Origin of the sequence: Timaviella obliquedivisa GSE-PSE-MK23-08B (assembly GCA_019358855.1) — a bacterium.
In the GTDB taxonomy this organism is placed as follows: Bacteria; Cyanobacteriota; Cyanobacteriia; order Elainellales; family Elainellaceae; genus Timaviella; species Timaviella obliquedivisa.
In genome coordinates, this window is the sequence record JAHHII010000004.1 from 206207 (window position 1) to 224984 (window position 18778).

The 18778-nt window shown below is 48.3% G+C and carries 15 protein-coding genes; 6 read left to right on the forward strand and 9 right to left on the reverse strand.

The window, feature by feature from the left end; genetic code table 11:
- Nucleotides 1–148: 148 nt before the first annotated feature.
- From KME11_09320 to KME11_09330, 3 genes are all read right to left on the reverse strand, one after another.
- Nucleotides 149–910, reverse strand: coding sequence for a WecB/TagA/CpsF family glycosyltransferase (locus tag KME11_09320; protein ID MBW4515411.1), 762 nt, complete (start codon nt 908–910; stop codon nt 149–151).
- Between the two features lie 105 nt (nt 911–1015).
- Entirely contained in the window at nt 1016–1417 is a 402-nt protein-coding gene (locus KME11_09325; GenBank protein ID MBW4515412.1) for a type II toxin-antitoxin system VapC family toxin, read from the reverse strand.
- A complete protein-coding gene (locus tag KME11_09330; protein MBW4515413.1) occupies nt 1417–1647 on the reverse strand; it encodes a hypothetical protein in 231 nt (76 codons plus the stop codon). The genes KME11_09325 and KME11_09330 overlap by 1 nt, the downstream gene beginning before the upstream one ends.
- A gap of 81 nt (nt 1648–1728) precedes the next feature.
- On the opposite strand from KME11_09330, the gene polA reads away from it, so the two are divergent.
- Nucleotides 1729–4641, forward strand: coding sequence for a DNA polymerase I (gene polA, locus KME11_09335; protein ID MBW4515414.1), 2913 nt, complete (start codon nt 1729–1731; stop codon nt 4639–4641).
- Nucleotides 4642–4767: 126 nt separating this feature from the next.
- On the opposite strand, the gene cynS is transcribed toward polA, so the two are convergent.
- Nucleotides 4768–5208: a cyanase gene (cynS, locus tag KME11_09340; protein ID MBW4515415.1), complete on the reverse strand. Its 441-nt coding sequence runs from the start codon at nt 5206–5208 to the stop codon at nt 4768–4770.
- A 172-nt stretch (nt 5209–5380) separates the two neighbouring features.
- Between cynS and KME11_09345 the strand changes: the two genes are divergently transcribed.
- The 3 genes from KME11_09345 to KME11_09355 all read left to right on the forward strand — a co-directional run bounded on the left by KME11_09345 (nt 5381) and on the right by KME11_09355 (nt 8196).
- Complete coding sequence (locus KME11_09345; protein ID MBW4515416.1) at nt 5381–5755, forward strand: pre-peptidase C-terminal domain-containing protein; 375 nt, start codon at nt 5381–5383, stop codon at nt 5753–5755.
- Nucleotides 5756–5887: 132 nt separating this feature from the next.
- Nucleotides 5888–7105, forward strand: coding sequence for a Coenzyme F420 hydrogenase/dehydrogenase, beta subunit C-terminal domain (locus KME11_09350; GenBank protein MBW4515417.1), 1218 nt, complete (start codon nt 5888–5890; stop codon nt 7103–7105).
- Between the two features lie 191 nt (nt 7106–7296).
- Nucleotides 7297–8196 (forward strand): hypothetical protein, encoded by a 900-nt coding sequence (locus KME11_09355; GenBank protein ID MBW4515418.1) that lies wholly within the window; start codon nt 7297–7299, stop codon nt 8194–8196.
- Between the two features lie 71 nt (nt 8197–8267).
- Here the strand turns inward: KME11_09355 and KME11_09360 are convergent, their stop codons facing one another.
- Both KME11_09360 and uvrA read right to left on the reverse strand, forming a co-directional pair.
- Nucleotides 8268–9401 (reverse strand): hypothetical protein, encoded by a 1134-nt coding sequence (locus tag KME11_09360; protein MBW4515419.1) that lies wholly within the window; start codon nt 9399–9401, stop codon nt 8268–8270.
- A gap of 89 nt (nt 9402–9490) precedes the next feature.
- Nucleotides 9491–12532, reverse strand: coding sequence for an excinuclease ABC subunit UvrA (gene uvrA, locus KME11_09365; protein MBW4515420.1), 3042 nt, complete (start codon nt 12530–12532; stop codon nt 9491–9493).
- A gap of 480 nt (nt 12533–13012) precedes the next feature.
- Between uvrA and glpX the strand changes: the two genes are divergently transcribed.
- Entirely contained in the window at nt 13013–14050 is a 1038-nt protein-coding gene (gene glpX / locus KME11_09370) for a class II fructose-bisphosphatase (protein MBW4515421.1), read from the forward strand.
- Between the two features lie 238 nt (nt 14051–14288).
- Here the strand turns inward: glpX and KME11_09375 are convergent, their stop codons facing one another.
- A complete protein-coding gene (locus KME11_09375; GenBank protein ID MBW4515422.1) occupies nt 14289–14429 on the reverse strand; it encodes a hypothetical protein in 141 nt (46 codons plus the stop codon).
- A 256-nt stretch (nt 14430–14685) separates the two neighbouring features.
- Here KME11_09375 and KME11_09380 point away from each other — a divergent pair, with 256 nt between their 5' ends.
- Nucleotides 14686–15969, forward strand: coding sequence for a glutamyl-tRNA reductase (locus tag KME11_09380; protein MBW4515423.1), 1284 nt, complete (start codon nt 14686–14688; stop codon nt 15967–15969).
- Nucleotides 15970–16037: 68 nt separating this feature from the next.
- Here KME11_09380 and KME11_09385 read toward each other — a convergent pair whose 3' ends face one another.
- Nucleotides 16038–17039 carry a DnaJ domain-containing protein gene (locus KME11_09385; protein ID MBW4515424.1) on the reverse strand — a complete coding sequence of 334 codons (1002 nt, stop codon included), beginning with the start codon at nt 17037–17039 and terminating at the stop codon, nt 16038–16040.
- Between the two features lie 130 nt (nt 17040–17169).
- Complete coding sequence (locus KME11_09390; protein ID MBW4515425.1) at nt 17170–18660, reverse strand: pentapeptide repeat-containing protein; 1491 nt, start codon at nt 18658–18660, stop codon at nt 17170–17172.
- Nucleotides 18661–18778 lie beyond the last annotated feature (118 nt).

Sequence of the window (18778 nt, forward strand, 5' to 3'; positions counted from 1 at the left end):
GGGTGTGAAGTGAGAGGGTTTAAGCTTTGTCCTTAGTCTTAGCATAGGTTTTGCTAGCCAGAGAACAAGTTTAAAGGTTGTGGCGCTTTGCCTTACCTGAACATTCTACGAATTTAAAGGGGCGATCGCTGCAAACCAAAGATTGACTCTACCAATAAGTCAATGATTTCAGGGCAAACTGGGGCAGCGCCATCATTCGCCGCCAGCGCCAAGGCTCTTGATAAAGTCGGTAAGTCCACTCTAGGTTATTGTTACGGAGCCAGCCGGGGGCGCGATCTTTGCTGCCTGCCCAAATATCAAAACTGCCGCCTACGCCAATCCAAATGGCATTGGGGCAAATGTGGCGGTGTTCAGCAATCCAAAATTCTTGCCGAGGTACGCCTAGCCCTACGAGGATAATGCGGGGCTGAAGCTCGGCTAGGGTTTGTAGAAGCTGGGGTTGTTCGGCGGGGGTGATATAGCCGTTTTGGGTACCTACGATCGCTACTCCCGGCGCTCGTCTTTGCCATTCTACTGCTGCTGCCTCGCTGACTCCGGGCGCACCACCGTAGAAGAAAATAGGACAAGGCGCAAGTTCGGGCGACCCTTGCGGTATCTGCGAAGCAGCGCGCGTTAACAGCATTTCGGCTAACTCAATTCCAGGACATCGGTTTACCAATTTGCCGCGCAACCTCAGGTAAAACACTACGCCTGCCCCATCAGGAATGACCAACTCGGCTTGACGAATCACAGTTGCCAGGGCTTCGTCTTGTTCTGCTTGCATCGCCATTTCAGCATTGAGCGTGACAATATGCACACCCTTTTTTTGCTGCAATTGGGATAGGAGCCAGTCTACATAGTTGGATTGTAGATGCACAGGCAGCCCCATGACAGAGGCTTGGGGTGGTAGTGAAGGGAGCGATCGGGGCATGGCTTTCTTTAACATCACATAACGCCATTCATTATAAAGAGCGAGTGTTCTCTATAAACCAATTCTTAGTAGACTCGCTTATTAGAGACTCTTTACTGTCACTGTTTACCAAATTGTTTCAACACTAGACATTTGAATTTTGCGATCGCGACTAATCAGCGGCAACCTCAAAAAAAGCGCTGTCGCCGCGATAATCCGATCAGGCAAGTCTGGAACCTGCGATCGCTCCACCTGTTGCATCGCCTGAGCAACATATTTGTCAAATGGGATCTCCACGAATAAGCCATATTCACTGTCTACCTCGCTCAATAGCCGTGTCAGTGTAGTCCTATCAATTCGTTCCTTTTCGCCAAGATAAACAATTTCTGCCAAGGTGATGGATGAGAAAGCAACTTGGTTACCCTCGAACGCAATTTGCTCAATTAGATTACGAGCAGTTATAGAAAGACGCGGGTCTGCAAATAGGTACCAAATAACAGCATGAGTATCAAGAACAAGTCGTGGCATCAAAAATCTTCCCTCGGAAAGTTCGCCCACTCTTCCTGCCGAACTTGCTCAATCTCATCCGCTGAGGGTGCACCTCCTAAGTCGGCACACAGTCCCCACAGAGATTTCCGAGGACTAACCTTATCTGTCGTTAGCTCTCGCTCAATTTCAGGGGCAACTCGCTCAATTAACCGGACTTTATCTATTAAGGAAAGCTGCTTGACCTGGTTTAGCACTTCTTCCAAAGTCACAGATTTTGTCCCAATTCATAAGGTTTCAACAACTTCTATCATTATGGTGTAGAGATTAAGTATTTCCATAGCCTCTTTGCCATGCCCCTCGACTCTTCTGCCCCCAAGCTCATTCTGATTGATGGGCATTCTCTTGCTTTTCGCTCGTATTATGCCCATGCCAAAGGGCGAGACGGTGGGCTGAGAACTTCGACGGGTATTCCTACGAGCGTTTCCTACGGTTTTCTCAAATCTTTGCTCGATACGTTGGATCAAGAAAAGCCGGAATATGTGGCGATCGCTTTCGACCTGAGCGACCCAACATTTCGTCACGAAGCCGACGAAACCTACAAGGCAGGCAGGGCAGAAACGCCAGAGGATTTTATTCCCGATATTCTGAACCTTCAGGAAATTTTGACGGCGCTCAATTTGCCTGTGTTGAAGCTGTCGGGCTATGAGGCAGACGATATTATTGGCACGTTGGCAACCCAGGCTAAAGCGATCGGGATGCGGGTGCAGATTTTATCGGGCGATCGGGATTTGTTTCAACTGGTCGATCCTGAAGGACTGGTGACGGTGCTTTATCTCAGCACTAGCTATGGCAAAGGCACACCCCCACCCAAGGAATTTGGGACTGAGGAAGTGACCCTGAAGATGAGCGTTTCGCCGTCTCAAATTGTGGATTACAAAGCATTATGTGGCGATGCATCGGATAATATTCCGGGCGTGCGCGGCATTGGTGACAAAACAGCGGTGCAGTTGTTGAAGACCTACGGCTCGTTGGAGAAAATTTATGAGTCGTTGGATAAAATCAAGGGCGCTGTTAAAACCAAGCTGGAAGACGGCAAGGACATGGCGCGGCATTCACAATACATGGCGCAAATTCATTTAGATGTGCCGATCGCTGCCAACATAGAAGACTTTCGACTCAAGGGTTTTGATGCCGATGCCGTAGTGCCGCTGTTGGAGAAACTAGAGTTCAAGCTTTTCCTCAGCAAAATTAATCAGTTGCAGCATCAATTTGGGGGCGAAGTTGCCCCAGAGCTTCTGACTCCTGCTCCTCAGCCCGATCGCCAGAAAGTTGTGCCGATTTTTGAAGGGGGCGACACCTGGTTTTTTAGTGCAGAAGAGACTAAAACCAGCCAGCGGATGACTGAAGCGGCGATCGTGCCTCAAATTATTGATACGCCTACCAAGCTGGCTGAACTGGTAGAACGCCTGAAAACTCATCGAGATGCAGTTTCGCCTGTGGCGTGGGACACGGAGACAACTGCTCTAGAGCCGCGAAATGCTGCTTTGGTGGGCATTGGTTGCTGCTGGGGAGCAGGCTTAAGCGATATGGCGTATATTCCTACGGGGCATCAGGTTGGAAAAAATCTAGAACTGGCGATCGTGCTGGAAGCGCTGCGCCCCATTTTAGAAAGTACGGACTATCCCAAATCACTGCAAAATGCCAAGTTCGATCGCCGAGTCTTGCATTTTCAAGGCATTGAGCTTCAGGGCGTGGTGTTCGACACGATGCTGGCTAGCTATGTGCTGAATCCTGAGGCAAAGCATGGCTTGAGCGAACTAGGATTGCGCTATTTAGAGTTTTCGTCCCAAAGCTATGTAGACTTAGTGCCCAAGGGTAAAAACATTGCAGATATTGCTATCTCGGCTGTGGCACATTACTGCGGCATGGATGTGCATTTTACTTACCAACTGGTCGGCAAAATGCTGGCAGAGCTAGAAGAGGCACCAGAACTCTATGCCTTGCTGTTAGAGGTAGAGCTTGCTTTGGAGCCCGTTTTGGCGGCAATGGAAAATCGGGGCATTCGGATAGATCAGGCATATTTAAAGGAATTTTCTAAGCGGTTAGAGATTGATTTGCAGGCGATCGAGAAACGGGCATATGGGGCGGCAGGGAAAGAATTTAACCTTAGCTCACCCAAGCAACTGAGCGAACTATTATTCGACACGCTGAAACTTGATCTGGGAAAATCTCGCAAAACTAAAACGGGCTATTCCACCGATGCGGCTGTCTTAGAAAAACTACAGGGCGATCATCCCGTCATTGATGAAATTTTAGAGCACCGCACGCTGACTAAACTGAAATCTACCTACGTCGATGCCTTGCCCCAGTTAGTGCGTTCAGACACAGTACGGGTTCATACTGACTTCAACCAGGCGGTTACCTCAACAGGGCGGCTGTCATCCTCTGACCCTAACTTACAAAATATTCCGATTCGCACAGCATTTAGCCGCCAAATTCGGGCTGCCTTTATTCCAGAATCAGGTTGGCTGATGGTGGCTGCCGATTATTCCCAAATTGAACTGCGCATCTTAGCGCATCTGAGCCAAGAGCCTGTGTTGTTGGAGGCATATCGCAACCATGATGATGTCCATGCCATTACCGCCAAGCTGATCTTCGAGAAGGACGAGATTACTGCCGAGGAGCGACGGTTTGGTAAGGTCATCAACTTTGGCGTGATTTATGGCATGGGGGCACAGCGGTTTGCGCGGGAAGTAGGAGTTGGGAAAAACGAGGCAAAGATCTTTATCGATCGCTTCAACGAGCGTTACTCTGGTATTTTTCACTATCTCCAGCGAATGCAGCAAGAGGCGATCGCGTTGGGCTACGTCACCACGATCAAAGGACGGCGGCGGTATTTCAACTTCAACAGCGAAAGCCTCAGACAACTTAAAGGCTCTGACCCTAATAGCATTAATCTCGAGCGCTTAAAACTGCGCGACCAGTACGATGCCCAAATGCTGCGCCAAGCCGCCAACGCTCCTATTCAAGGCTCCAGCGCCGACATTATTAAGATCGCCATGGTGCGGCTGCACGAAATCCTCAAGCCGTACCAGGCAAAGCTCTTGCTGCAAGTGCATGATGAACTGGTGTTTGAAGTGCCGTCCGATGAATGGGAAATCTTACAACCTCAAATTAAAACCACCATGGAAGCGGCGGCAGAATTGAGTGTACCGCTGTTAGTCGAGATAGGTGCTGGAGAGAATTGGATGGTAGCAAAGTAGAATTTCAAAAACAGTTGAGACTTCTGAAAGCGATCGAGATTCACTTCCCTTTGGCACAAGTCTGATGAATCCCGTCGTACTTTATTAAATCAGATCGCTAGGATTGACCCGATCGCGACGATGGACTCACCACTTTTTGTAGGGTAGAAATTTACCATTCATAGTAACTTTGACCCGATCGCCCTTGGGGTCTTCTTCCTTCTCAATATCCAAGGTGAAGTCGATCGCGCTCATGATCCCATCACCAAACTTTTCATGAATGATTGCCTTCATCGGCATTCCATAGACTTGCATGATTTCATAAAATCGGTAAAGGAGCGGGTCTGTGGGCACTACTCCCCCCAAGCCTTTAACCCCAGAAGTCATTAAAGGCTCCACCAGTTCAGCGCCTAAGCCTAGGAACGACAGCAGCTTAGTGGCTTCATCTTCTGAAGCGATCGCTTGCCCATAAAACAAAGCTGCAATCCAAACCTCATCTCGCCCTATCACCGTTTCAAGATCAGCAAAACTCAGCCCCTTAGCTTTTTTTGCATCTAAAAGCGTTTGGGTCATTTCTAAAGTGTTCATAACCAACCTAAAGCACATCGGCTTCAGTGTGCCAGAAGTTTAGCGTTTCGATTTGTTGCTAATGAACAAATTTTTTGGAATCAACCGGAGAGAAGAATGCTTCAGCGAAAAGCATACTGAGAGGCTTGAGCCTAAAGCTCCTTAGCCCGAAGATCTTTTGCAAAAAAAACAAATGTATCAAGACCTTGCCGGAAACACCCCCACCCAAGCCTATAACTTGGGTAGCCCGATAACTGCCCAATTTAGAAGTACAGTAAAAACCGCGTTCGTCGGCACGAATGATCCAGTAGATTTCTATCGCTTTACCTTAACGAGATCCAGCAGTATTTCCCTTTCCCTGCGCAACCGAAATCAAGGAAACGCTGATCTTCAGCTTTTAAACCAGCCAAGGAAAGTACTTTTCTCTTCGCAAAAAGGTAGCCAGCAGCGCGATACTATTACGGCTGAACTGGCAGAGGGAACGTACTATATTCGCGTTTTTCCTCGAAAAGGCGATGTAACATATCAGTTAATTTTGGCGATCGCCCAGAAGTTTTTGCCAACCTAGCCTGCTAAGACTCTGGGGCGTGTTTTATTTCTGATCCTGCTTAGCAAGGGCGATTTGAAGCCTGTCTCTTCAAATTCCGCTAACCGACCAAGTCCTGTTAACCTGAGAATAATCAGCACTTTTGTTTGCCCCATGACTGCTACCTCCAACTCTGCCACCCCCAATTCTGCCAAGCATAAGAAAGCTAAAGCACTTCAGCCTAATAGCCGCCGTCCTGCCAAAGAACTTTGCAGCGAATGCGGATTGTGCGATACCTACTACGTTCATTATGTCAAAGAAGCCTGTGCGTTCATTAATCAGCAAATTGCGCCGTTAGAGGAGCAGACCCACGGACGCAGCCGCAACTTAGAGGATCAGAACGATTGGTATTTTGGGGTAAACCAGGAAATGATGGCAGCCCGAAAGCTGGAGCCGATCGCCGGGGCACAGTGGACAGGCATTGTCAGCACGATCGCCATTGAAATGCTCAATCGGGGCTGGGTCGAAGGAGTCGTTTGCGTTCAAAATACCCAGGAAGATCGCTTCCAGCCAATGCCCATCATCGCCCGCACAGCCGAAGAAATTTTGGCAGCACGAGTTAATAAACCCACCCTATCTCCCAATTTGTCGGTGCTAGAGCAAATTGAGAAATCTGGCATGAAGCGGCTGCTGGTCATTGGCGTGGGCTGTCAGATTCAAGCATTACGGGCAGTAGAAAAAGAGTTAGGGCTAGAAAAGCTCTATGTGTTGGGTACGCCCTGCGTCGATAACGTGACTCGCGCCGGATTGCAGAAGTTTTTAGACACAACTAGCCGATCGCCTGATACCGTGGTTTCCTACGAGTTTATGCAAGATTTTCGGGTGCATTTTAAGCACGAAGATGGCTCAACTGAAACCGTTCCTTTCTTTGGCTTAAAAACGAATCAGCTTAAGGATGTCTTTGCGCCCTCCTGCATGAGTTGTTTCGACTACGTGAATTCTCTTGCCGATTTGGTGGTGGGATACATGGGCGCACCCTTTGGCTGGCAGTGGATTGTAGTTCGCAATCAGCAAGGGCGAGAGATGTTGGACTTGGTGCAAGATTTAATTGAAACCCAGGCTGTGATGTCGGTGGGCGATCGCCATAATGCCGTTCAACAAAGCATTCCTGCCTATGATAAAGGGGTAACCCTGCCAATGTGGGCAGCCAAAATCATGGGCGTTGTCATTGAAAAGATTGGACCCAAAGGTTTGGAATACGCCCGTTTCTCTATCGACTCGCACTTTACCCGCAATTACCTTTACGTCAAGCGGAACCATCCTGAAAAGCTAGAAGCCCATGTGCCTGAGTACGCGAAACGGATTGTAGCGCAATATAAACTGCCCGAGTAGCAAAAGCGAATCGTCTGATATTGTGTACCTGTAGCGTTTGCTTGCTAGCGATATCGGCAACATCCTGGCAATATCTGCAAAGTTCATCGTTACCTGTGTATTGCTCGTCAGCTTCGATTCACTTTTATTACCACAGCAGTAAAAATATGCTTAAACAATCTGTTCTTAAATCTCTAATGCCCGCTTGCGCAGTGACTGCACTTCTGAGCATTGGTGCCTTGTCTATAGCCTCTGCTCAGACTCAAACCCGCCCACAAATTCAACCTCCTCGCCCACAACCCGGTACCACCTGTAGTTTTGATGCCAATTCAGGAAAACAAAATCCGCTGGGCATGAGAGCCTTTGTGACAATCCGTGAGGCTGAAGGCAACACAACGTTTATTTATGAACAACTTCCCTCTCCAGTAAGTGGAAGCCAAACGGCTGTGACGATCGCCCAACGTCGAGAACTGACTTTTTACAACACCAATGTTGCTGCTGCCCGTCAGTTAATGTTGAACACGCCTACTTATTACACAACCTTACTGGGGAATGATGATCCTGAAGGTTTTGCACCTGTAAATGCAGTTTTAACCTGCCAAACCAGGGCGATACCGTCGCCCTCTCCCACTCCAATACCCTCTCCTACCCTGACGCCCTCTCCTACCCCAACCTCCTCCCCTAACGCAACAAGACCACCTGCCACGCTTATTTCCAATCTGCCAGATGGTAACTATCGATATTGGACAGGTCGTCCTAGCGGTGCGATCGTCAGCGATGAGGAATTGTTGCAGAATGGCGGCATTCTGTTTGTGTTTCGTAAGCAAGGCAACCAAGTTACCGGGAATTATGGGCAAATTGACAACGTAGGAATTTGTCTGAATGGTCAAGTTAGAGAAAATACCTTAACTGGAATTGCAGTTGAGCAGGGAGATGCATCGGTCATTAGCGCAGGCGATCGCTTTGCGGTTTGGGATGCTGCGGGTTTCTTGCGAGTACGGCGAGGCGTGAAAACGGGCGATCGCATTCAATATAACAGCGCGATCGTTAACTTAAATAATTTCACCCGCATTAACGCTGGAACCAGAGAACCCGTGACTCGCTGTCCTTAGTTTTTAATTCTCGTAGAAATTCTTGTGGGGTGGGTATCGTTCAAAATGCCCACTCCAACCCTTTGGTGAGTTTAGCCTTGAATAGTAAGGGTATAAACTAAGTTGTCAGAAAAACCTCGTCGATCAACGCTCAAGAAATACGTCCCCGCATCTAGAGTACGGCTAATAGTTTGAGCTACGCTACCGCTAGAAAAGATGCGAGAGGTAACTCGCTCCCCGCTATCTATAAGATTATTAGTATTATTATCTTTGAATAAAGTAACGTCTACAGAATTCTCAGAGATGCTACCAACGTTGATATTAGCGGTTACAACTGTGTTCACAGTAAATCGATAAACGTCTACGTTATCGAGTTCACCAATATAGTCTTTCGCAACTAATGTATTTGGCAGGCTACCTAAGGCAAAAGCAGTTGGTGCCTCGCTGCCTGGATCAGGCGAGATGTTGCCAGGATTTTGGGTGGTTGAGAGGATCAAATCATAACCTACTGAGTTATTGAAACTATTAGATTTGACCTGAAGAATGTAATTACCCGCAGGCAAAGCTGTCGCCGAGACAGGCGAACTTGCTCCATTGGAACCACTCCCAGACAAAAAGGATTCCGAACTGTCTGCTACACCATTACCGTTAGAGTCAAGGTAAAGTTGCATAGCAGCATTGCCAATGACATTGCTCACTGTCGCATTAAAGCTGCCAATTTGAGACAAAGTGAATCGATATGAATCGGTAGGATTGGCGCTACCTCCAACAGCCTGCCTTGGAAGGATCTGTGTACCTGTAAGAATTCCGACATCAACAGTGGATGGGACAGGTGCTGGGGGAACACCTGAACCTGAAGGCATACCTGGGACTGAAGGAATTGTAGTGGGAACCGAAGCTTCGCTAACAAGGCTGTAGCGGACTGGTTTATTACTAGCAGACCGTACTCGGATGTAGTAAATGCCAGTTTGAAGCGTTGTGTTGATAGGCTTAGTGCGACCATTCGAGCGATCGCCCTTGCCAATTGTGGCTCCACTGCTATTGAGTAGTGAAAAGTTAATATCAGAGAACCGTGGCGATTTCAACTTGAGCGATAAGGTCTGTTGTCCGGATATATTAAATTGATAGAAGTCAAGTTTATCCGTTCTTCCAACTGCGTTTCGTACTCGATTTTTTCCACTTAAAAGCCCAAAATCACGAGCCTTAGCTAAAGAGTTATCTGCCACTGATATAAGCTCCTTACGTTTACATAAACTGGTTAGAGTTTATCGTCGCATGAGAGAAAGGTCTGAGAGATTACTCAGAAGTTTTTAGCCTATTTGCCTGCTGGATGCTGCTTCAACACTTGCTTCAAATACTGCCCCGTATACGATCGCTCATTCTTCGCCACTTCTTCCGGTGTGCCGATCGCCACAATTTCGCCGCCGCGATCGCCCCCTTCAGGGCCCAGATCAATCACCCAATCGCTACAGCGAATCACGTCCAAATTATGCTCAATCACTAAGATTGAGTTGCCCATATCTGCCAGCCTTTGCAATACATCCAGCAGCTTGTGAACATCGTAAAATGAAAGCCCAGTTGTCGGTTCGTCAATCAAATACAGCGTTTTGCCTGTTGCCCGCCGCGAAAGTTCCGTTGCCAGCTTTAAGCGCTGTGCCTCTCCACCAGAAAGAGTGGGCGCAGTTTGCCCAAGTCGGACATAGCCCAAACCCACATCTACCATGGTTTGCAGGCGGGCAGCGGCTTTAGGGATGTTTTGGAAAAAGTCTTGCGCCTCTTCTGCAGTCATGCTAAGAACATCGGCGATCGACTTGCCCTTGTACTTCACTTGTAGCGTATCTCGGTTGTACCGTGCGCCTCTACACACTTCGCATTGAACATACACATCAGGTAAGAAGTTCATCTCAATGACGTTCACACCCTGTCCGCTGCAAGCTTCACAGCGTCCGCCCTTAACGTTGAACGAAAACTGTCCTGGCTTATAACCTCTAGCTTTCGCCTCAATGGTTTCACAAAAGAGATCACGAATAACATCAAAGACACCTGTATAGGTCGCAGGATTCGATCGGGGTGTGCGTCCAATGGGTGACTGATCAATCACAATTACTTTATCAAGCGCGTTCAGTCCACCAATCTCCTCCATGTCTTTGGGATGGGGAATTTTGTGTCCAAAATGGTGCTGGAGTGCTGGATAAAGTAATTCACTCACCAGAGTTGATTTGCCTGAGCCAGATACGCCTGTGACGCACACCAGTTTGCCTAGGGGAATATCAACATCAATGTGTTGCAAGTTATTGCGGTAGGCATCCCGAATGCGCAAACTGCGACCGTTACCTTCCCGGCGTTCAGCGGGAGTACCAATCACTTGCCGCCCAGAAAGGTAAGCCCCAGTCAGCGATTCTTCACAGTTCAACAAATCTTCGAGTGAACCCGAAGAAACGATCCGCCCACCATGAACCCCTGCACCAGGGCCAATATCAACGATGTAGTCTGCTGCCCGCATGGTGTCTTCGTCATGCTCCACGACGATTAGTGTATTACCCAAGTCTCGCAATTTCGTTAGGGTGTTGAGTAGCCGTGCATTATCGCGCTGATGCAGTCCAATGCTGGGTTCATCCAAAACGTACAAAACTCCGGTTAAGCCTGCCCCAATTTGGGTGGCTAGGCGAATCCGCTGTGCCTCGCCGCCAGAGAGCGTCATGGCAGTACGATCGAGTGTTAGATAATCTAGCCCGACATCCAGCAAAAACTGGAGACGCGCTTTGATTTCTTTGAGTACCAGTTCACCGATTTGTGCCTGACGAGCGGTGAGGTTGGCATCGTTGACCCGCTCTAAACATTCCCGGATTGAGGCACCTGTAAAGTCTTTGATGCCGTACTGCCCAATCCGAACCGAGAGCGCTTCAGGCTTGAGGCGATCGCCCTGACACACTTCGCAAGGTTGATCGACCAAATACTGCTCTAGCTTCTGCTTGTATAAATCTGAGGTAGTGTCTTTATACTGCCGATCTAACATCGGCAAAACGCCTTCATACTTACGCGAATAGCCCTTCGTGTCGCGGTAGCGGGAGTCGGATTCGATGTAGATTTTCTCATCTGAGCCGTGCAAAATAATCTGATGCTGATCGGGTGTGAGTTGATTCCAGGGGGTTTGGATCTCGAACCCGAAAGCTTGCCCGACGCTGTAAAGAAGTGAGAAGTAATAGGTGTTGTCTTTTTCTGACCAGGGGGCGATCGCGGCGTACACAGGCAAACTAGGATCGGGCACCACCAATTCTGCTGAAAAAGTTCTCAGCGTGCCTAAGCCGTGGCAGTTAGGGCAAGCGCCATAGGGCGAGTTGAAAGAAAACAATCGCGGCGATAGCTCCTCCATGACTGCCCCGTGTTCTGGACAAGCAAAGTTTTCTGAGAAAACCAAATCGACAGATTTTAGATCAGTGTCTTTTTCTCTACCGTATTTGCCTGCTGGTTCTGCCGCCATAGCTGGCAATACCGCCAATTGCAGGTCAGGATTTTTGAGTTCCACCACATTGTTCTCAGCGTCGGGCATGACTTCGACAATCACAATCCCTTCCGATCGCTTCAAACAGGTGCCTAGCGAATCGACAATGCGGTCTTGAATACCTTCTTTTTTGACTAAGCGATCGACCACAATTTCAACATTGTGAAACTGATTTTTCTCTAATTCGATCGAATCGCTCAGTTCCCGCACCTCGCCATCAATCCGCACCCGCACAAAGCCCTCCGAGGCAAGACTCGAAATGAGCTTTTTGTGCGTTCCCTTCTTGCCCCGCACCACAGGTGCAAGAATTTGAAACCGAGTCCGATCGGGCAGTAGCATGATGCGATCGTACATTTGATCAATCGTCTGCGGCACGATGGAACGATCGCATTGAGGACAGTGGGGTTCGCCTGCTCGCCCATATAACAATCGCATATAGTCATAAATTTCTGTCACCGTGCCGACAGTCGATCGCGGGTTGTGAGAGGTTGATTTTTGATCAATCGAGATCGCTGGACTTAACCCCTCAATGGCATCGACATCCGGTTTATCAACCTGTCCCAAAAACTGACGGGCGTAGGCACTTAAAGATTCAACATAGCGCCGCTGTCCCTCTGCAAAAATTGTGTCGAAGGCAAGGGAAGACTTGCCTGAGCCAGAAACTCCAGTCAGGACAACGAGGCGATCGCGAGGAATTTCCAGATCAATATTCTTGAGGTTGTGCTGCCGTGCTCCCCGAATGCGAATTGTATTTTGGGGGTTGGCTGGCGAGTATTTGCCATTGCCATTCTGAAGTTCAGCACTAGGAGGATGATCAGCACTGGAAATATCAGCGGTGCGGGTGCGCTTGGGCATAGGGGGCGGCTAGAGGAGGACAGGGACTAAAGAAAACTAGGGGCAAGGCAGGAAATAGTTCTTAACAATTCTATCGTTAACTCTCCAGGGAGTTGATCCGATCCCATAAAGTTTCTAACCTCTAAGGTTAAAGTCAGTTTGCTAAGAGAGTTGCATGAAAATACAACCCCAGTGAGATGCATTGACTTTTCAGCCCCCTAAATCCCCCATTCTGGGGGACTTCCGAACCACCTTTCAAAGTCCCCCAGAATGGGGAATTTAGGGGGCGATTCAGGGTGTTATTTAATTGCAACTCCCTAACGTGAATCGATCCTAGCGTGATTTGACTAATTAGTTTCTCTGTACTAATCAAAAAAGTACCTGCTCTTCGTCTCTGCATAACGTGCTGATCCCGACTTCTGATAGACTTTCTTACTAGGGCATAGTCCAGGTCAGAGTCCACAGAACAGCGTTAAATCAATAGTTATAGAGGGTATCCCGGTGGAAAGTACATTAGGTTTAGAAATTATTGAAGTCGTTGAGCAAGCGGCGATCGCGTCGGCTCGGTGGATGGGAAAAGGCGATAAGAACATGGCTGACCATGTGGCAGTAGAAGCCATGCGGGAACGGATGAATAAAATTCATATGCGCGGTCGGATCGTGATTGGTGAAGGCGAACGAGACGATGCGCCCATGCTCTACATCGGTGAAGAAGTGGGAGTTTGTACCCAGCCCGATGCCAAGGACTTTTGTAACCCTGAAGAACTGGTAGAAATTGACATCGCTGTTGACCCTTGCGAAGGCACAAACCTCTGCGCCTATGGTCAACCTGGCTCTATGGCGGTTCTGGCGATCGCTGAGAAAGGTGGCTTATTTGCCGCCCCCGACTTTTATATGAAGAAACTGGCTGCGCCCCAAGCTGCTAAAGGTCATGTTGACATTAATAAGTCAGCCACCGAAAACCTCAAAATTCTAGCTGAGTGCCTTGATCGGGCGATCGAAGAACTCGTGATTGTGGTGATGAAGCGCGATCGTCACACTGACTTAATTCAAGAAATTCGGGATGCAGGCGCTAGAGTTCGCCTAATTTCAGATGGTGATGTCTCAGCAGCTATTTCCTGTGGTTTCTCTGGAACCAACATTCACGCCCTGATGGGAATCGGTGCTGCTCCTGAAGGCGTTATTTCAGCGGCGGCAATGGTCTGCTTGGACGCACATTTCCAAGGTCAATTGATTTACGATCCTGCCATTGTTAAGACGGGTCTGATTGGCGAGAGTCGCGAAAGCAACGTCGATCGCCTCAAGTCTATGAACATCACTGACCCTGACAAAGTTTATGAGGCAAATGAGCTAGCTTCAGGCAAAACCCTCTTGTTTGCGGGTTGTGGCATTACCTCTGGCACATTAATGGAAGGTGTACGCTTCTTTAACGGCGGCGCTCGTACTGAAAGCTTAGTTATCTCCAATCAGTCCAAAACTGCTCGGTTTGTAGATTCTGTCCACATGTGGAACAAGCCCAAGCACATCGAATTGAAGTAAGAGGTTGTCTGAGAAGTCTAGGTTGCTATCCAATCCACCCCCTAAATCCCCCATTTTGGGGGACTTTGAAGAAGGACTGGCTCGGAAGTCCTGCCCCAAAATGGGGGGTTGGGGGGCGAGTGTCAGAATCTTTGATACTTCTCAGACATCCTCTAAGGAACTGAGTTATTTTCAAATCTAATGTTGACGAGTGAAAGTATGAGCCGATATCAAAGCCCCTCTCCTGAAGGAAAGGGGTTTAGGGAGAGGTTTCTCTCGCTGCACTTAACCCTTTAGCCTCTTCCTTAAGAGAGCAGAGGAAGCGGAGTTCACGCTGCGATTCACTAATGACGAGCCGTTCTAGTAGAGTGGCTCGTCTGTCTTTCACTGTCTCTTGCATTCACAAAAGTCTCTTGTATTCGCAGTCTCTTGCATTCACAAAAATTTACGTTGTCTGTCCTCTCTAACGCAAACATTGCTGCTCTAAGGATTACAGAGAATTGGTAAACTTTCTGTTAATTGGTGTTTGAGTGATGTTCGCACTCACGTATTTGTTTAAAACACGCAAACTATAAGAAACGCTCGTTTTTTAGCCTGTTAGATTTGCCCTAATTAGCGATGCTAACAGACAGTCAGATAAAATTTTGGGAGGAAGGATGAACATAATTGTCGTGGGACTGAGCCATAAAACAGCCCCTGTAGAAGTGCGCGAAAAACTGAGCATTCCCACCCCGCAAATGGAAGCGGCGATCGCTCACCTTTGCAGCTACCCCCACATTGAAGAAGCAACTATCCTTAGCACTTGCAACCGCTTCGAAGTTTATCTAGTCGTCCGCGAAACTGAGCAAGGAGTCCGGGAAGTCTGCCAGTTTTTAGCAGAATACAGCAAGCTTGCTCTGCTCCAACTTCGTCCCTACCTATTTACTCTGCTCCACCAAGATGCTGTCAGCCATCTGATGCGTGTCTCTGCCGGACTCGACAGCCTAGTCCTGGGTGAGGGGCAAATTCTAGCCCAAGTCAAGCACACTCACAAAGTAGGGCAACAGTGCGAAGGCATTGGGCGCGTCCTTAACCAACTTTTTAAGCAAGCTCTAACCGCCGGCAAACGAGTCCGCACCGAAACCAGCATTGGTACAGGTGCTGTTTCCATTAGCTCGGCAGCCGTCGAACTGGCACAAATGAAGGTGAAAAACCTTGCTGCTAGTCAAATTGCCGTTATTGGCGCAGGCAAGATGTCGCGCCTTGTGGTGCAACATCTATTATCTAAAGGCGCGACGCAAATCACGATCGTCAACCGCTCTATGCAAGGCGCTGAAGAACTGGCGCAGCAGTTTAAGGATGCAGATTTGAAGCTTTGCATCCTAGCAGATCTCATCCCCGTCGTTGCTGCATCAGATCTGGTATTTACTGCCGCCACAACTAGCGAACCCCTGCTCGATCGCACTAGCTTAGAAGCTGTCCTAGAACCTCATCAAACCCTTATGCTGTTCGATATCGCCGTGCCGCGCAACGTTGCCGCCGATGCCAACGAACTGCCCCATGTTTGGGTGTTTAACGTGGATGACCTGAAGGCAGTAGTGGCGCAAAATCAGGAAAGTCGCCGCCAAATGGCGTTGGAAGCAGAAGGAATTTTGGAAGAAGAAGTAGAAGCATTTGATATTTGGTGGCGATCGCTCGACACGATTTCCACCATTAGCAGCCTTCGCAACAAAATCGAAACTATCCGTAGTCAGGAAATGGAAAAAGCACTCTCGCGCCTAGGCTCCGAGTTTGGCGAAAAGCATCAAGAAGTTATTGAAGCCTTAACACGCGGCATTGTTAACAAAATTCTCCACGACCCAATGGTACAACTTCGCGCTCAACAAGACATTGAGGCACGCCGGAAAGCCATGCAGACGTTGCAGGTATTGTTCAATCTCGAGACTCAACAAATAATTTAGAAACCCCAGACATCTGGCTGGCTAGCGAAGTCAGATGTCTTGACAGTCGGATTCTATACGACAGTATCCTATAGCTTGACCGATTTCAACTGACTACGAGGGTCAAACACTCGACTCGCTCGTACCTTTTCGTACAACTCTCGCTCCACCTCGGTTAAATCAGTCGGCGGCACAATGATGACCTTGACAAGCTGATCCCCTCTGCCATCTTTAACTTTCCGCCATCCCTTGCCCCGCAGCCGCAAAGTTTGCCCTGAGCGAATGCCTGCGGGAATATTCATCGTGACAGAACCCTCGGGGGTCGGCACTTCAATCGAGGCACCTAAGACCGCTTCATCAGGGGCGATCGCGACCTCGCACAACAAATTATCCCCATCAAACTGAAAGAACGGATGGGGCTGCGTTTCCATCACTAAATATAAATCGCCCCGCTGCTGATTGTAAGGATTAATCTGTCCCTTACCCTTCACCCGAATCCGACTCCCTGGCTTTGCCCCAGCTGGAATCCGTACCGTTACCATTTCGCCATTCAAACTTAGGCGCTTTTGCACGCCATGAAACGCTTCAGCCAGTGTCAGGGCGATCGGCGACTCAATATCCTGTCCTGCCCCTGCCGGATCGCCACCATAGCCAGAAAAATCTCCATACCCTGACCCTGGTGCGCCCGGACGATAGGTATAGCTACTGCTACTGCTGCTTCTGCGCTGCGCTCCTGGAGGAGTGCTCCCAAAGCGACCCAACAGTTCATCAATAAACTCATCAAAATTGTTGTATTTACCAAAGTCAACGCTATTTGCACCCACTCCGCCACCATAAGGTGAGCCAGATGTGCCCGCCTGCTTCCAATACTGACCAAACTGGTCATACTTCCGCCGCTTATCTGGATCTGACAGCACCTCGTAAGCTTCACCGACTTCTTTAAATTTTGCTTCTGCCGACTTGTCTCCAGGGTTTACGTCCGGGTGGTATTTCCGCGCCTGTTTGCGATAGCTCTGCTTAATCTCATCAGCAGTGGCGCTTTTCCCTACACCCAGCGTCGCATAATAATCTTTGAAATCAGTCGCAGCCATTCCGGTTTCCCTATGGATTTTACATAAAACACCTATCCTTAACCTATCAGGACTTTGAGTGATTTAGGTTCGGTTCCAAAGCTGGAAATAGGGAAATTGCCGTACCTAGCTCAAAATGCCTAACTCGACTTTATTCTTCAGGTAGGTCAGAATTATAGCCTTCACCATCAATCCAATCTAAAAGGCTAATCCAAAGCTCATGGAAAGCATAGGTCAACCAACTAAGTTGCTGAATGTTGTTATGAACTGCGTCTAATTCTTGAGGATATTGATCCAATAACCATTGTTGTAGCTCTCCATTATGAACAGTTTCCAAATGGGCAAAAATATTTTCTTGCTCAACATCAATCAATTCTCTAAAGGATTCATGCTCCTGATCAAATTGACAGGGATCAGTCAGAGCCAGCTTGGGATGATCTTGAACCGCGACCTTAACAAACTCAATGATTCTTCGGAAGGCTTGCAAGGCTTCGTTCAAGTCATCATAACGTCGCGTAATGTTATCTTTGGCTTCGTTGATTTGACACAAGGTTTCTAACTCAGTTTGACCCAGTATTGCTGGATATAGATAACGAGGAATCAGCATGACGATCGCCCCTCTCTGGCTCAGATCATCTCTTAGTCTTTCATCAATCCCCAAACTTCCTTCAAACCGAGTTGCAATAACATGGGCACCCTGCAAATTGACTCTGGTTAAGTTGGCGCTGCTCAGGTTTGCATCATTCAAAGTTGCTCCACTCAAATCAGCTTCGTTTAAATATGCCCGATTGAGTAAAGCGTGACAGAGTTCTGCCCCTTGCAAGCACGCACGCAGCAAAATCACCTCAGTCATTTCAGCCCGATTCAAGGTCGTATTTTTAAGATTGGCACCGCTTAAGTAAGCGCGGCTTAATTTTGCATCATCAAGGTTACAGCCTTCTAGAATGGCATCACTTAAATTAGCCCGAAACAGCTTAGCATTTTGCAGGTTGGCACCCTGCAAATTTGCTGCTACTAAAAGAGCACCGCTCAAGTCTGCGTTGGCTAACTGGGCATTGCTTAAGTTGATGCCTCGCATGTCTGCCCCAATAAGCCTTGCACCCTGAAGATTGGCTTGGTGGAGGGTGGCAAAGGTCAAGTTGGCTCGGTTCAGCGACACTGCCTGAAGATCAGCATGGCTTAAATCTGTTCCTCTTAATCTAGCGCCATCCAGTCTGGCACAGGTTAATTGAGCACTATTTAGCTTGGCGCGCCGCAAGCGCGTTCCCAAGAGTTGGGCTTCGATCAGAAAAGCATGATTCAAATCAGCGCGTTCCAGGTTAGCGCGCTGTAAATCGGTACGGTATAGGCTGGCGTTGCTCAAATTCGCATTAATTAAATCGGCACCTGTGAGGTTTGTGTCACTTAGATTTGCATGGCACAGGTTGGCATTATTAAGGTCAACGCGCCGTAGGTCTGCACCTGAGAGGTCGGCACCCGAAAGATTAGCGCTTGAAAGATTAGCGCCGGAAAGATTAGCTCCCCTTAAGTTAGCGCTACTTAAGTCGCAGCCTCGTAAGTCAAAACCTTGTAGGTCAGCCCCTTGTAAATCAGTTCCGGGGCAATTTCCATAAGCACACAAATCAGCAGGTAAGTTTGTCATGGGCTTTTGTCCATCACGACTAGTTTTCAATCATTCAGTTAATGTTTTGGATAAATTTAACGAGGATCAGCGCCGATCGGGAAATCAAAGCGATCGCCCCGTCAGAGCAGTTTAAGCC